General features: G+C 71.1%; 10 protein-coding genes, 5 tRNA genes and 1 riboswitch. Of the genes, 6 read left to right on the plus strand and 9 right to left on the minus strand.

Annotated elements, in window-relative coordinates; translation table 11 throughout:
* Positions 1-24: 24 nt before the first annotated feature.
* The 4 genes from BLW14_RS14755 to BLW14_RS14770 all read right to left on the minus strand — a co-directional run bounded on the left by BLW14_RS14755 (position 25) and on the right by BLW14_RS14770 (position 4,159).
* Complete coding sequence (locus BLW14_RS14755; RefSeq protein WP_093707758.1) at positions 25-969, minus strand: aldo/keto reductase; 945 nt, start codon at positions 967-969, stop codon at positions 25-27.
* 237 nt (positions 970-1,206) lie between these two features.
* On the minus strand, positions 1,207-2,370 hold the full coding sequence (locus BLW14_RS14760; protein ID WP_093707759.1) for a M23 family metallopeptidase: 1,164 nt from the start codon (positions 2,368-2,370) through the stop codon (positions 1,207-1,209).
* Positions 2,371-2,381: 11 nt separating this feature from the next.
* Positions 2,382-2,535: riboswitch (cyclic di-AMP (ydaO/yuaA leader) on the minus strand.
* 215 nt (positions 2,536-2,750) lie between these two features.
* Positions 2,751-3,911, minus strand: a complete 1,161-nt coding sequence (locus BLW14_RS14765) for a PP2C family protein-serine/threonine phosphatase (RefSeq protein WP_371128071.1) — start codon at positions 3,909-3,911, stop codon at positions 2,751-2,753.
* Positions 3,912-4,085: 174 nt separating this feature from the next.
* A tRNA-Met gene (locus BLW14_RS14770) sits at positions 4,086-4,159 on the minus strand.
* Positions 4,160-4,421: 262 nt separating this feature from the next.
* Here BLW14_RS14770 and BLW14_RS14775 point away from each other — a divergent pair.
* Entirely contained in the window at positions 4,422-4,778 is a 357-nt protein-coding gene (locus BLW14_RS14775; protein WP_093707761.1) for a hypothetical protein, read from the plus strand.
* A gap of 121 nt (positions 4,779-4,899) precedes the next feature.
* Positions 4,900-5,307, plus strand: a complete 408-nt coding sequence (locus BLW14_RS14780; RefSeq protein WP_093707762.1) for an SHOCT domain-containing protein — start codon at positions 4,900-4,902, stop codon at positions 5,305-5,307.
* Between the two features lie 68 nt (positions 5,308-5,375).
* On the opposite strand, the gene BLW14_RS14785 is transcribed toward BLW14_RS14780, so the two are convergent.
* The 5 genes from BLW14_RS14785 to BLW14_RS14810 all read right to left on the minus strand — a co-directional run bounded on the left by BLW14_RS14785 (position 5,376) and on the right by BLW14_RS14810 (position 12,340).
* Positions 5,376-5,449, minus strand: a tRNA-Lys gene (locus BLW14_RS14785).
* A gap of 98 nt (positions 5,450-5,547) precedes the next feature.
* Positions 5,548-8,601 carry an FG-GAP repeat domain-containing protein gene (locus tag BLW14_RS14790; protein ID WP_256332784.1) on the minus strand — a complete coding sequence of 1,018 codons (3,054 nt, stop codon included), beginning with the start codon at positions 8,599-8,601 and terminating at the stop codon, positions 5,548-5,550.
* Between the two features lie 316 nt (positions 8,602-8,917).
* Positions 8,918-11,020 (minus strand): DEAD/DEAH box helicase, encoded by a 2,103-nt coding sequence (locus BLW14_RS14800; protein WP_093707763.1) that lies wholly within the window; start codon positions 11,018-11,020, stop codon positions 8,918-8,920.
* A 240-nt stretch (positions 11,021-11,260) separates the two neighbouring features.
* Complete coding sequence (locus tag BLW14_RS14805; protein ID WP_093707764.1) at positions 11,261-11,857, minus strand: hypothetical protein; 597 nt, start codon at positions 11,855-11,857, stop codon at positions 11,261-11,263.
* Between the two features lie 132 nt (positions 11,858-11,989).
* The gene (locus BLW14_RS14810; protein ID WP_218137684.1) at positions 11,990-12,340 is read right to left on the minus strand and encodes a metallopeptidase family protein; all 351 of its coding nucleotides are present in this window, start codon (positions 12,338-12,340) and stop codon (positions 11,990-11,992) included.
* Positions 12,341-12,413: 73 nt separating this feature from the next.
* Between BLW14_RS14810 and BLW14_RS14815 the strand changes: the two genes are divergently transcribed.
* The 4 genes from BLW14_RS14815 to BLW14_RS14830 all read left to right on the plus strand — a co-directional run bounded on the left by BLW14_RS14815 (position 12,414) and on the right by BLW14_RS14830 (position 14,297).
* Positions 12,414-13,931 (plus strand): metallophosphoesterase family protein, encoded by a 1,518-nt coding sequence (locus tag BLW14_RS14815; protein WP_093707766.1) that lies wholly within the window; start codon positions 12,414-12,416, stop codon positions 13,929-13,931.
* Between the two features lie 80 nt (positions 13,932-14,011).
* Positions 14,012-14,084: transfer RNA gene (locus BLW14_RS14820), tRNA-Glu, on the plus strand.
* Positions 14,085-14,123: 39 nt separating this feature from the next.
* A tRNA-Asp gene (locus tag BLW14_RS14825) sits at positions 14,124-14,198 on the plus strand.
* Between the two features lie 22 nt (positions 14,199-14,220).
* Positions 14,221-14,297 (plus strand) — tRNA-Phe (locus tag BLW14_RS14830).
* Positions 14,298-14,320: the final 23 nt, after the last annotated feature.

Consider the following 14,320-nt stretch of genomic DNA (forward strand, 5'->3'; position numbering starts at 1 on the left):
GCGGCCCGGGCCGGGTCGACGCCGCTACGCGGACGCCTCGGTGAGCGTCGACAGCTCGTCGTCCGTCAGGCGCAGGTCGGCGAGCGCCAGTAGGGCGGGGAGCTGTTCGACCGTGCGGGCGGAGGCGATCGGCGCGGCGACCGTCGGCCGGGAGGCGAGCCAGGCCAGGGCCACCGTCGCGATCTCGGCGTCCCGCTCCCGCGCCACCGTGTCGAGCGCGGCGAGCACCCGCTGCCCGCGCTCCGACTCCAGGTGGCCGGCGGCGCTCCCGGCACGGGCGCTGTCCACGGCTGTTCCCGGGCGGTACTTGCCGGTGAGGAAGCCGGCGGCCAGCGCGAAGTACGGGACGGCGGCGAGCCCGGCGCGCGCGGCGGCGTCCTGGAGCTCGCCCTCGTAGGTGTCGCGGGAGACCAGGTTGTAGTGCGGCTGGAGCGCCACGTAGCGGGCCAGGCCCTCGCGCTCGGAGAACTCCACCGAGGCGCGCAGGCGCTCCGCGCTGATGTTGGAGGCGGCGATCTCGCGGACCTTGCCCTCCTTCACCAGCTGGTCCAGAGCGGTGATGATCTCCTCGACGGGCACGGTCTTGTCGTCGAAGTGCGTGTAGTAGAGGTCGATGTAGTCGGTGTTCAGCCGGCGCAGCGACTCCTCGGCGGCCGCCTTGATCGTGGGCGCCGACAGCCCCTTGTACCCGGGGAGCGCGCCGACCTTGGTGGCCACCACGACATCGGACCGGTTGTCGCGCGCCGCGAGCCACTTGCCGATGACCGTCTCCGACTCGCCGCCCTCGTTGCCGGGAACCCAGTGCGAGTAGGCGTCGGCGGTGTCGACGAAGTTCCCGCCGGCCGCCGCGTACGCGTCGAGGACGGCGAAGGACCGGTCCTCGTCCGCGGTCCAGCCGAAGACGTTTCCACCGAGGCAGAGCGGGAAGACCCGGAGGCCGGACTGACCGAGAGTGCGCAGTGAAGTCATAAGAGGCACAACGGTTTCCGGCCAACCCACTATTCCGTGCCACCTACATCCAGCCAGGCGGACGGGCAGGCAGGCGGACGGACGGGCCGGCAGGCAGGGAGGGAGGCAGGGGCATGGCCACACGCAGACCGGCAGCCCTGACGTCGGGGGGTGTGCGTCAGGGCTGCCGGGGTTCGGAAGGCCGCGGACCGGGTACGGCGAGGGCCGTCCCGGACTCGCGGGAAGTACTGCGGAGGGTCAGACGGTCAGACCGCGGGCGCGCAGCCAGGCCATCGGGTCGATGCCGGTGCCGTCCGGGGTGTGGACCTCCAGGTGGAGGTGCGGGCCGGTGACGTTGCCGGTCGCGCCGACGCGGCCGATGGTGTCGCCGGTGGTGACCTTCTGGCCGACGGTGACGCCGATCGAGGACTGGTGGCAGAACCACAGCTCGGTGCCGTCCTCGAGCTCCAGCACCGTGCGGTAGCCGTACGCGCCGGACCAGCCGGCCGACTTGATGGTGCCGGTGTGGATGGCCTTGATCGGGGTACCGGTCGGCGCCGCGAAGTCGAGGCCCGTGTGGTAGCCGGAGGACCACATCGAGCCGGCCTCGCCGAACGTCGAGGTGATCGTGTACGAGGAGGTGGGGATGGCGTAGCTGGCGGCGAGCTTGGCCAGGCGCAGCGCCTCGGCCTTCTTCTTCGCCTCCTCCTCCGCCTTCTTCTTCTCGGCGGCGACCTTGGCCTCGGCCTCGTCCTGCTGCTTCTTCGCCTCGGCCGCCGCCTTCTCGGCCGCCGCCTTCTCGGCCGCCGCCTTGGCCTCGGCGTCGGCGGCGCCCTGCTGCTGCTCGGCCTGCTGGAGGATACGGGCGCGCAGTGCCTCGCCGGCGTCCGTGGTGCCCTGCTCCGCCTCGGCGGTGGTGATGCCGGCGGTGGTCAGCGGGGCGGTGGCGGTCGTGGTGGCCGGAGTCTCCGCCTCGGTCTCGCCGGAGAACAACGCACCGACGCCCGGAAGGGAGTTGGCGTCGGGAAGATTGTTCGCGATGGAATCGGGAAGAGAAATGGAGACCGGCGGCTTGCTCTGCGCGGTGGCCATGCCACCCGCACCGACGGCCGCGATGACACCGACGCCGAGGACGGTGGAGCTACGGGCCAGACCATTGCGCTGCTTGGCGACACGGTGCTTGCCGCGGACGGGACGGACGGTCTCCTCGGTGGGGTTCCATTCCTCCCAGGTCCGCTCGGAGTCGGCATCGTCGGCGCGGAAGCCGCTGCCGAACCCGGCGCCGTAGCCGTTGCCCCCGTCGGTCGCGTAGTCGATCCCCTGTTCCGGGATGTACGCGGTAGCGGGGCCGTTCGCGAAGTCGGCGCCGTACTCGGGCACGAACCGGGAAGGTGATTCGGGGGCAGGCTTGTTGGACGCCACGCGGGCGCACTCCTTTCCTTCCTTCTCGCCTACCGGGTTAGCTGACGGGTTCGGAGCAGGAAGGTCTCCTACGGGTCCCTCCGCCTCTCGTGAAGACAGAGATGCCCGATTCACCCCATTTAGGTGGTTCCCCGGTTCCCTTGCGGAATTCGGCGCTCGCGCACGGTGCCGCCACTGACGACGGCTGTGACAACCGCGCTGCGTTATCGAACGTTAATAGACAGACGGGTCCGATTCCAAGCTGTTCCCACTGGTCGTTCACCCACAAGGGCCGGACTTTATGGGACACAACCGGGTGGAATCGGGCGAGTTGAACGAGGTCCCCCCACTACGCGTTTTCTGACGTTGCGTCAAATGTTATGCGGAGCGGCGCCCTTCGATCACGCAGGGTGGTCCTCCCGCTTGACGATCTTCACCGTCCTGCGCCGGTCGGGCTGCCCCTTCGCCGGCCGCGCCACCGCGAGCAGCGCCAAGTCGTCGGTCGACTCGCCCCCCGTATGCAGCCGTACGTCGTCGGTCAGCGCGGACAGCAGCTCCTCGGGCCCCGGGAAGAGGCGCCCGCGCAGCCGCTCCGCCGGGTCGTAGAAGACCCCCTCGGCATCACGCGCCTCGGACAGGCCGTCCGTGTAGAACAGCAGCGTCCCCCCGGTCGGCAGCTCCCACTCGTCCGAGCGGTCCGGCCGCACCCCCAGGTCCATGCCGAGCGGCAGCGCGGGCTCCGAGGGCGCCAGGGCCTCCACCGCCCCGTCCCCGTGCAGCAGCAACGGATCCGGATGGCCCCGGTTCACCGTCCGTACGTGCCTCGCACCCGGCGGGATCTCCGCCAGCACGGCGGTCACGAACCCCTCGGCCGCGTCCAGGTTGTTCCGCCGCGCCGCCTCACGTGCCAGTGCCCGCTCCAGCCGCTGCGCCACGCCCTCCAGCGACTTCTCCTGCTCGGCCGCCTCCCGGAACGCCCCGATCACCACCGCCACGGCCCCGACCGCCTCCAGCCCCTTCCCGCGCACGTCCCCGAGCACCAGCCGCATGCCGTACGGGGTGTCGGCGGCCGCGTACAGGTCGCCCCCGACGAACTCGTCCGCCTGCGCGGCCTCGTACCGCGCGGCCACCTGGAGTCCGCCGATCCGCTCGGGCGGCTCCGGCAGCACGGCCCGCATGGCGGTCTCGGCGATGATCCGGGCGGACGCCAGCTGCTCGTTGCCGCGCCGCACAACCCGGTTGATCACCCCGGCCTGGACGGCGACCGTGACCACGGTGAGCATCTCGATGAACGGGACCACCCCCGGCAGATCACCCGTGTACAGCCGCATCGCGGCAATGGCGACTACCCCGGCGAACCCAACGCGCAGAACGGTGCCCAGACCGAAGAAGGGCGCGGCGATCAGCGGGGCGGCGGCGAACATCGGGACGGCCGTGAAGACGGGCGGGGTGAAGTAGTCGAACACCACTCCCACGAGGATCATCGCGGCCGGCAGCAACCGGACGAACCGACGGCTCCGCGCGCCGCCGCGCCCTCGCCACCGACGCTCCCACTTCCCCACCTGCGGTCTCCTGCCCGGTGCAGCCACGGCCGCGGACGGTACCGCGCACCTCCCCCAGCCTCGCCGCCACCCGGTCGGCGGGCGACTCATCGGCCGCCGATGGGGCGAAACGCGTATACACCGACAACGCATCAGGCCCGGCACGCTGCTTGCGTGCCGGGCCTGATCCTTCAGTAGCGGGGACAGGATTTGAACCTGCGACCTCTGGGTTATGAGCCCAGCGAGCTACCGAGCTGCTCCACCCCGCGTCGATGAACACAACTCTACGGCATGTTCGGAGCTCTCATGACCACCTGCCTCGCACACCCATGCGCACCCGCCTTCACCCGAACGTCAAAGTGCGGAAAACGAGAAGGTGTTGCAAGGAACATGTGTTCTGTCGCAAGGTATCTGCTGCACCCCCCGGCTCGGTGGGCTGCCCGTGTGAGCAGGCCTCCGACCGCGCATACCGGCGCGCCCGGGTAGCCGCTCCCGGTCTCTGATCGCAGCCTGTCTGGAGGGCTCTCGACCATGACCGCACCGCTCGCCCCCGATCACACCCCGACCCCCGTCGCCACCCCGACGTCACCGGTACGCGCCGCCGCCACGGGCGGCCTCATCGGCGGCGTGATGGGCGCGGTGATGAGTGCGGCGGTGAACTACCTGGCGATCGGCCTCCCGGGCAGCGAGTCCGTCAACGCGGTCAACCACGCGATATCGGGCCTGATCAGCGGGTTCCTCGCCGGCTTCATCGGCATCATGGTGAACAGCAGGAAGGCGTCCGCGGCCACCACCGCCGGCGCCGTACCGGATGCCGGAGCAGCCGCCGAGGCGCCCGACGCGGACACCGACAAGGCTCCGGCCACCGCGTCCGGGCCGGAGAAGTAGACGCCGCACTCCACCCGTCCCCTCCCGGCCGAAGCCTGGATCCCCTCAACGGGCGCGCACACCCATATGGCGATATGACTGGTTTCAGACTCAGCCATTTCGACGGCGCCGGGAGTGGACGATGGATGACTATCCCCTGCTCAACCTGTTCTGGACGATGCTCTGGTTCTTCCTCTGGATCATGTGGCTCTTCCTGCTCTTCCGGGTGATCATGGACATCTTCCGCAGCCAAGACCTCAGCGGCTGGGCGAAGGCCGGCTGGCTGATCCTGGCGCTGGTCCTGCCCTACCTGGGCGTGCTGATCTACGTGATCGCCCGCGGCAAGTCCATGGGCAAGCGCGACGTCCAGGAGGCGAAGGAACGCGACGCCGCGTTCAAGGCGTACATCAGGGACGCGGCGGGCACGGACGGCGGCAACGGCCACAAGGGCGGCCACGTCGACGACCTCGCGAAACTCGCCGACCTCAAGGACAAGGGCGCGATCACGGAGGACGAGTACCAGCGCGCCAAGTCGAAGCTCCTGGTCTGACGCCCCGTCCCCCGGACAGCGGAACGCCCCGGCCGGCGAAAACCGGTCGGGGCGCTCCCTGCTGTCGGTAGGCCGTGTGGGACTCGAACCCACAACCAACGGATTAAAAGTCCGCTGCTCTGACCAATTGAGCTAACGGCCCTCGGCAGATCACCCCCGAGCATAGCCCGCCCCGGCCGCGCAGCCGATCGGGTATCGGCCGCGCGGCCCCGTCATCGGGGTGGGGGCGGGCTCAAGGGCTCAGAAGATGCCCTTGTACGTCCAGCCGGTGGCAATCTCTGTGCGGCTGCTGAAGGAGCCCTTGCCGTTCCCGTCGTTGCGGAACAGCTTGCCGGTCTTGTCGCGTTCGATGATGTCGGCCTTCCCGTCCCCGGTGATGTCACCCACGCCCACGACGGTGTCGTACGAGGAGCCCCAGTTCTTGAAGACCAGCACCCGCTCCTTGAACTGGCCCGCGGCCGTGCCGTCGTAGCGCCACAGGTTGTTCGAGGTGTCTGTGGCGAGCAGGTCGCCGTATCCGTCGCCGTTCAGGTCGCCCACGCCCATGACCTTGGTGTAGGTCCAATGGGTGCGGATCTTCTTCGCGGCCGCCAGCGTTCCGTCGCTCTTCCGGGCGAAGAGGTGGATGTCACCTGTTGCCTTGTCCCAGCCGAGCAGGTCCGCAAAGCCGTCGCCGGTCAGGTCACCGGCCGTGGTGAGGGTCTTGTACGCCTGGAAGCCGGTCCCGAGCGCCGTGTAGGGGGTGGTGGGTGTTACGGCCGCCCCGCACTTCAGCTTGTAGCCGCGCAGCGAGCCGTCCGGCATGCGGATGAGGACGTCGTTGCAGTGGTCGCTGTTGAGGTCGCCGAACGGGACCGCGACCGAGGACGTCGACCAGCCGCCGGCGAAGGTCTTCCCGGAGAACTTCCCCGTCCCGGTGCCGTGCTGGAAGGTGAACTCGCCCTTATTGTTCAGGGTCAGCGCGTCGCCGAAGCCGTCACCGGTGTAGTCGCGCAGCACCGGGCCGGCACCGGTCACCCGCAGTGATCCGGTCTTCGTCATCGCCGGACCCGAACCGTCGGCGGGCAACGCGGTGAGCGTCCAGGAGTACATACCGTTGGGCACGGGCTCGCCGCCACTGGACCCCCCGTACCAGCGCACGTCGAGCAGCCCGCGGGCCTCGCCCCCGGAGAGGGTCTGCACCGTGACACCGGTCGCCTTGTTCCTGAACGACAGCGTCCAGGAGCCGACCGCCTTCGACAGCCACCATTGCGGATTCCACGGACTCTCCTCATGGTCCGCGTCCGTCGCCGTCGCCACGGTCGAGTCGATCGCGGTCAGCGGCGCCGCGCCGGTCCCGGTCGGGACGAGATGAACCTTCCCGTCCGTACCGGTGTAGGCCACGAGCGAGCTGTACGGATCGGCCGTGAAGCCGATGCCGGGAACCGTCGAGGCGGCCGTCCCCACAACGGCCTGGGCCGGGGAGGCGCCGGTGAGGTCCGTGACCGTCACGCGGTTCGCGGCGTCCAGCCGGACAACGAAACCGTCGCCGAGCCGGCCGGGGGTGGTGGCGGCGAGCCCGCGGGCCTTGCCGTCGGCGAGCGTGACGACTCCGGCGGCGGTCGGGACCGCACCGCACTCCCAGTACAGATACCGCTCGGACGCCTGCAGCGAGGGGGTGGCGCAGGAGCTCGCCGTGGAGAGGGTCCGGACCACCGCGCCCGTCGCCACATCGGTCCCGGTGACCTTGCCCGTCGTGGACAGCTGCCACAGGGTGCCGCCCCAGAGGGCTGCGGCACCACCGGGGACCGTGCGCACGTTCGCCAGGGTGCCCCTGTCGCGCACCGACGTCTGCGCGGTGGCTCCCGTGCCCGTCCCGTAGGCCAGGTAGCGGCCGGACACTCCGTAGATCGTCGGCGCGGCGTCACCGACGATCAGGCCCCGGCCCGGGGACAGGTGACTCTTGTCGGCCACCCGGATCACGTACCCGGCGGTCTCCTTCGTCACGTACGCGACGGTCCCGTCGGGCCCCGCGTAGATCTGAGGGCAGGCCGCCGCGTCCGCGCAGCCCTCGCCGTGGACCGGCGCGGCCGATCCGAGGGACCTCCCACCGCTCACCGACGGCACGCCCGTCAGGGCGGGAAGGCGCTCGTAGAGTGAGACACCATTGCCGCTCGCGGTCGTCTCGTTCGTGAGAAGCCGGTTCCCGCTCAGCGCGAGGGCCGCGCTGAACGTCGGCGCCCATGGCAGGGTGTACAACTCGTCACGCCGCAGCGCCCCGTCGGGCCCTTCGGTGAAGCGGAACACCCCGTAGTCCCCAGAGGCGCCCTTTCCGAGAACGATGAGGCTGCCGTCCGGGCCGGCGAGGGCGCGGATCCCGTAGGCGAAGGGCAGCTGCGTGGTGGTCGTGCCGTCGGGGGCGACGGACTTGAGCGCTCCAGTGCCCGAGCCCAGCGTGAGGACATGACCGCCGACGAGGTACACGTAGGAATTGGCCGTCGGGGCTATGGGCACACTGCGCGGAACACCCCCCAGATCGGCACGCGGGAGCACCTTGAACACCCCGGCCGATTTGTCGTACCAGCCCACGGAGTCCTTGCCGACCCGGATGTTCGTCACGAACCCGGCGAACGGCAGCTCGGTGACCGAGGCGTCCTCCAGATCGAGAATGCCGTACGTGGTTCCGGCCTTGCCCGCGTACGCGACCGCCATGCTGGAGACGTCGCCGCCCCCGTACGACGCCAACGGACTGACCTGCCCGCACATGACGCCGGCGGGCAGCCCCGTCACCGGGCGGTCGACGAGCTCCGCACCGTTGAGGCGGAACACGTGGCAGGCGTTCTCGCCGGACGTCGGCGACATGGCCACCACCGTGTCGCCCTGCACCGCCGCCAGCCGGAATCCCTCGGGAAGCCGCAGGGTCCGGGTCGCCCCGCCCGGCTGGTCGACCAGTCGGACCGAGACCGGCTCGCCGGACGCGGCCGGGACGACGTAGGCGAGGGTGTCCGACATGGTGTTGTGGAGCGAGACGGAGGTGTCGGGGAGCCGCAGTTCGGAGGACGCGCCGCTCGCGTAGTCGATCCACCGGTACACGCCGGAGCCGTCCCGGTACGCGAAGCCGGTGGCGCCCGCGACCTTGGGGTAGCCGGTGCTGACCGTGCGTGTGGCCGCGTCGAGTACGGCCTCGGGCGACGGAACAGCCGCGCCCGCCGGGCCGCTGAGCGGCCCGATGGCACCGGCGACGGCCGCCAGGACGGCGGCGGTCGCGACGACGCCCCGTCGCGCACCGGAGTGTGTCAGGACATGACGCCCCATAGGTTCCCCCACTTCAGCGAAAGCCGGGGTACGCCGTGGCGTACCCCGGACGGTGACGAGGTGTGGGGCCCTCGGGCAGTGGTCCCGGGCGGGTGCGCCGGAACCAGAAGATGTGCGCCGGGTACGTGGCAGGTTCACGTCCACAGCGGAGAGCGACGTTATCAGCCGTCGGCCCCCCTGGCGCGACCGCATTACCCCGCTGACCCGCCAACTTGCCCGGAACGGCCGAAAGGCCCTGCCCGGCATGCGGGCAGAGCCTCTCGTACGAACCTCACGGCACGGGCCTCACGGCCTGCGCCGTGCGCGGCGCTCCGGATCAGCCGTTGCGCTTCCAGCGCGGCTTGTCGTCGCGGCGGCCGAAGGAGCCGGTGCTCGTGCCGGTCGAACGGTGGTCGTCACGGCGGCCGTTCGGGCGGTCGCCGCCGGAGCGGAAGCCACCGGAGGGGCGGTCGTCGCGGCGGTCGCGGTTGAACGGGCGGTCGCCGCCGGAGCGGAAGCCGCCCGAGGGGCGGTCGTCGCGGCGGTCGCGGTTGAACGAGGGACGCTCGTCGCGGCGCTCGAAGGAACGGCCACCACGGTCGTCACGACGGTCGCCGCCGGAGCGGAAACCGCCCGAGGGACGGTCGTCGCGGCGGTCGCGGTTGAACGAGGGACGCTCGTCGCGGCGCTCGAAGGAACGGCCACCACGGTCGTCACGACGGTCGCCACCGGAGCGGAAACCGCCCGAAGGACGGTCGTCGCGGCGGTCGTTGCTGCTGCGGAACGACGGACGGTCGCTGTTGCCCCGGTAGCCGCTCTGGCCGGCGGGACGCCCGGAGCGCTCACCGATGCGGTCGTCGCGCCGGTCGTTGCCCCGGTAGCCACCGCGGTTGTCGCGGCGCTCGTAGTTGCCCCGCTCGTCGCGGCGGTCCTCGCGCACGGCCGACTGCTCCGGCACGGAGGCGGCGGCTGCCGCGAGGGCGGCCTCGGCCTCGGCGGTGACCTCGGCCACGGCGGCCTCGGGGTCGTCGCCGCGCTCGCGGGCGGCACGGGCCACCAGGCGGTCGGCCTCCTCGCGGAGCTCGACGGCACGGCGCTGGGCGCGCTCGAGCTGCTTGGTCAGCTCGGCGGCCTCGCGCTCGGCCTGCTTCGCGACGTTGTTCGCGGAGTCGGCCTGGACCTCGGTGAGCGAGCGGGCACCGGTGATCTCGGCGACCTCCGGCTCGAAGACGCCCGCGCCCTGGACGATGTGGCGCGAGGCGTCGACGCCCGCGTCCTCCATCAGGCGGAAGATCTGGCGGCGCTGGTGCGGCAGGGCCAGCGAGACGACGACACCGGACTTGCCGGCGCGCGCGGTACGGCCCGAGCGGTGCAGGTAGTCCTTGTGGTCACCGGCCGGGTCCACGTTGAGGACCAGGTCGATGCCGTCGACGTGGATACCGCGCGCGGCGACGTCGGTCGCGACGAGCGCGTTGACGTAGCCCTTCTTGAAGTCCTCCAGGACGCGGGTGCGCGCGCCCTGGGTCATGCCGCCGTGCAGCGCGTCCGCCTTGACGCCCGCGTCGACGAGCTGCTCGGCGATGCGGTCGGCGCCCAGCTGGGTGCGGACGAAGATGATGGTGCGGCCCTTGCGGGCGGCGATGGCGGAGGTGACCGGCGCCTTGTCCTTCGGCTTCACGACGAGGACGTGGTGCGACATGGTCGAGACGTTGCCCTGGGCGGAGTCGACCTCGTGGGTGACCGGGTTGCTCAGGTAGCGCTTGACCAGGGTGCCGATCTCGTTCTCCATGGTGGCGGAGAAGAGCATGCGCTGGCCGCCCTCGGGGATCTGGTCCAGCAGCTCGGTGACCTCGGGCAGGAAGCCCAGGTCGGACATCTGGTCGGCCTCGTCGAGGACGGCGACCTGGACGTTCTCCAGCGAGCAGGCGCCGCGGTTGATGATGTCGCGCAGACGTCCCGGGGTGGCGACGAGGATGTCGACGCCGCGCTCCAGGGCGTAGATCTGGTTGCCCATCGACGTACCACCGCAGACGACCTTCATCTTCAGGCCGAGCACGTCGCCGTACGGCTGCAGCGCGTCCGCGACCTGCATCGCGAGCTCACGGGTCGGGGTGAGGATGATCGCGCGGGGCTTCTTCTTCTCGGTGCGGCCGTCCGCCAGGGCGGAGAGGGTCGGCAGACCGAAGGAGAGGGTCTTGCCGGAGCCGGTACGGCCGCGGCCGAGGATGTCCTTGCCGGCCAGGGCGTCCGGAATGGTCGCCGCCTGGATCGGGAAGGGCGTGGTAACACCGTTCTGCGCGAGCTTGCGGACGATGCCCTCGGGCAGGCCCAGGTCACCGAAGGTGACAGTCGGCTCGGCGGTCTCGACGGACTCGGCGGTCTCGGCGACGACGGCCTCGGCGACAGCGGTGAGCTCGTCGTTCTCGACGTTCTCGGGCATGACGGTGCGGTCAGAACTGGAAATTGACATGCGAAATGCGAAACCTTCCGGAGTCTCGGCACGCGCCCATAACTCCGTGATTTCGCAATGTCGACCGCCTCAATGCGGTCCAGCCACGGCAAGGGAGAGTACGCGCCACACGGCGCTCTTCTGTGTCGGCGCCGGGCAATGGGATCAAACGATCTACCACCATACGCACTCCTACCCGCATTGTGCAACCCACCTCCCTCCGGCCACCTCTCAGGCGGGCCCCGCCTGCGGTGACGCCTCGGGCGTGCGCGGCACCTCGACCTCGTCCGGCCACCCCATGGCGTCGGTACGGAACTGTGCCGCCGGAGACGTCGACGGCGCCGGCGGCTCCGGCTCCGAGGGCTCCGGTTCGGGCTCCGGGTCCGCCGGCGAGGCCGTGTCCTCCGGGTCCGGTACGGGGTCCGGGTCGGCCGGAGCCGGAGGTTCCGGCTGCTCCGGCACCCCCGGCCCGGGCGAAGCGGCAGGTGGGGAGGGGTGGGCTCCCCGGCCCTCTCCCGCGCCCTCCCCCTTGCCCACGCTCCGGCCCCCCTCGGACTCGTCGGCGTCCGGGCCGCTCCCCGAGGGCGAAGCGGAGGCGCCCGCTCCGGCGCTCCGGCGCTGCGACTGCGCTCCGGGGCCGCCCATGCGGGAGCCGCCGGTGCCCGCCACCGTGGAGCCGTTCGGCTCGACCGCGGCGCCCTCGGGTTCGGCGGAGCGCGAGGGCGCCGGTTCCGCGCCGTCGGAGCCGACACTCATACAGCCGGTGGACGTGGCGAGCGTCACAGCGGTGACGGCCGCCCAGCGGACGGGGACGGAGAACTGGCGCACGAGGGCACCTCCGGGAGCGCGGGGAGGGACGGGGCCTGACATGAAAGCCGGGTGCGTTGTGCCCAACTCCCGTGACACCGCCCGGGACACGCCCACCGGGCCGGCATGTTCACATCGGCCGCCCCGCGCCTGTCACCCGTAACCCAGCGCGTGCAGCCTCTCGTCGTCGATGCCGAAGTGGTGGGCGATCTCGTGGACGACGGTGATCTCGGTCTCGGCCACCACGTCCTCGCGCGTCTCGCACATCCGCAGCGTCGGCCCCCGGTAGATGGTGATCCGGTCCGGCAGCACACCCGCGTACCACTCACCGCGCTCGGTCAGCGGCGTGCCCTCGTACAGCCCCAGCAGTTCCGGATCGCCGGATTCCGGTTCGTCCTCGACAAAGACCGCGACGTTGTCCATCAGCCGGGTCAGCTCCGGCGGAATCCGGTCCAGTGCCTCGGCGACCAGTTCCTCGAACGCTTCCCGCGTCATCTCCAGCACCCGGCCATTGTCCCGCACGGCAGCCCGGACCGCCCCGGGCATACCCCCGCCACGACTGGGGCAGGGGCACCCAATGGCCCGCGCCCGACTCCCCTTCCGCCGCCCGATATCCCGCCGCGCCAGGGATGGGCCCCTCGCCGCCTCCCGCCCGTTCGTCCGCGCGCTCGGCATGGTCGTCGTCGTGCTGTTCGGCGCCTGGCTGGGGCTGCTGGCGGTCGGCAGTGTCCGTACGACCGTGGGGCCGATGGACACGACGATGACCCTGCGGCCCTCGCTCAGCGGCGGCACCAAGATCAACGTCTCGCCGCTCGGCGCCCTGGAGCTGGACTCGCACCACGCCCCGGTCCGCCTCGACGTCGACGTGGACCGCCTCGACCCGGTCCGCTCCCAAGCCCTGGTCCAGCACCCCGAGCGGCTGGCCGGGCTGGAGGACGAGGTCACCTCGGACGTGGCCTCCGGCACCCGCGAGCTGGCCCTGCGCTCCTGCGTGGCGGTCGTGACCGGCGCCACCGCGTTGGGCCTCGCGGTCTACCGCCGGCCGCGCCGGGCCCTGGCCGCCGGGGGCCTCGCACTCGCGCTGCTGGCCGCGTCCGGGGTCGGCGCGTACGCCACCTGGAACCCGAAGTCCGTCCTGGAGCCCAAGTTCTCCGGGCTGCTCTCCAGCGCCCCGTCCGTAGTCGGCGACGCCCGCTCGATCGTCAGCGACTTCGACGTCTACCAGCAGGAACTGGCCCGCCTGGTCACCAACGTCACCAGGCTGTACGACGCCACGTCGACGCTCCCCGTCTACAGCCCGGACCCGGCGACCCTGCGCGTCCTGCACATCTCCGACATCCATCTGAACCCGGCCGCGTGGCACATCATCGGCTCGCTCGTCGAGCAGTACGACATCGACGTGATCATCGACTCCGGCGACACGATGGACCACGGTGCCGCCGTCGAGAACAGCTTCCTGGACCCCGTCGCCGACCTCGGCGTCCCCTACGTATGGGTGCGCGGGAACCACGACTCGGCGGTGACGCAGAAGTACCTGGAGAACAAGAAGCGCTTCACGAACGTGCACGTCCTGGACCAGGGCCGGGCGGTGAGCGTCGGCGGGCTGCGGATCGCCGGGATCGGGGACCCGCAGTTCACGCCCGACCGGACCGGCCCCGAACAGGCCGAGGACGTCGAGAGCGTGGCCGGCCGCACGCTCGCCGCCGCCCTGCGCGAGCAGCAGCGCTCCGGCACCCCCGCCGACATCGCCGTGGCCCACGAGCCGGAGGCGGCGAAGGAGACGGACGGCGAGGTCCCGCTGGTCCTGGCCGGCCATGTGCACCACCGGCAGAACGAGGTCCTCAAGGGCGGCACCCGGCTGATGATCGAGGGCTCCACGGGCGGCGGCGGGCTGCGGGCCGTCCAGAACAAGAAGCCGGAACAGGTGCTCGCCTCGGTGCTCTATCTGGACCGCTCCACCCGCCGGCTCCAGGCCTGGGACGAGATCACGCTCGGCGGCCTCGGCCTGACGACGGCCGAGGTCAGCCGCCATCTGCCGGAGCAGAAGCCGGCTCCCGCGAGCCCGTCCCCGACCGCCCCCACCCCGTCCCCGTAAACCGTTTTGGCGATCCCCGCCGGCATCCCATATGCTTCTCACGTCCCCGACGCGCTGGAAAGCGCGCAGGTGGGCCCTTAGCCCTCATCGTCTAGTGGCCCAGGACGCCGCCCTTTCAAGGCGGTAGCACGGGTTCGAATCCCGTTGGGGGCACGCTTGAACGTGTGCGAGACTTGTTCTCGCACATTGCTTGGTCCTGTGGAGCAGTTAGGAGTGCTCGCCACCCTGTCAAGGTGGAGGCCGCGGGTTCAAATCCCGTCAGGACCGCTGCAGCCCTTGTGAGCTGCGTGGCTGGGTAGCTCAGTTGGTACGAGCGATCGCCTGAAAAGCGATAGGTCGCCGGTTCGATCCCGGCCCCAGCCACCACCCGAAGGCCCCGTCCGTTGGAC

Source organism: Streptomyces sp. 2131.1, assembly GCF_900105515.1.
In the GTDB taxonomy this organism is placed as follows: Bacteria; Actinomycetota; Actinomycetes; order Streptomycetales; family Streptomycetaceae; genus Streptomyces; species Streptomyces drozdowiczii.

What these genes read in the sequence shown, in the direction of transcription:
- BLW14_RS14755 (WP_093707758.1), bottom strand. Translation starts at nt 969, where the DNA reads ATGACTTCACTGCGCACTCTCGGTCAGTCCGGCCTCCGGGTCTTCCCG.
- BLW14_RS14775 (WP_093707761.1), top strand. Translation starts at nt 4,422, where the DNA reads ATGACCGCACCGCTCGCCCCCGATCACACCCCGACCCCCGTCGCCACC.
- BLW14_RS14780 (WP_093707762.1), top strand. Translation starts at nt 4,900, where the DNA reads ATGGATGACTATCCCCTGCTCAACCTGTTCTGGACGATGCTCTGGTTC.
- BLW14_RS14790 (WP_256332784.1), bottom strand. Translation starts at nt 8,601, where the DNA reads ATGGGGCGTCATGTCCTGACACACTCCGGTGCGCGACGGGGCGTCGTC.
- BLW14_RS14800 (WP_093707763.1), bottom strand. Translation starts at nt 11,020, where the DNA reads ATGCCCGAGAACGTCGAGAACGACGAGCTCACCGCTGTCGCCGAGGCC.
- BLW14_RS14815 (WP_093707766.1), top strand. Translation starts at nt 12,414, where the DNA reads ATGGCCCGCGCCCGACTCCCCTTCCGCCGCCCGATATCCCGCCGCGCC.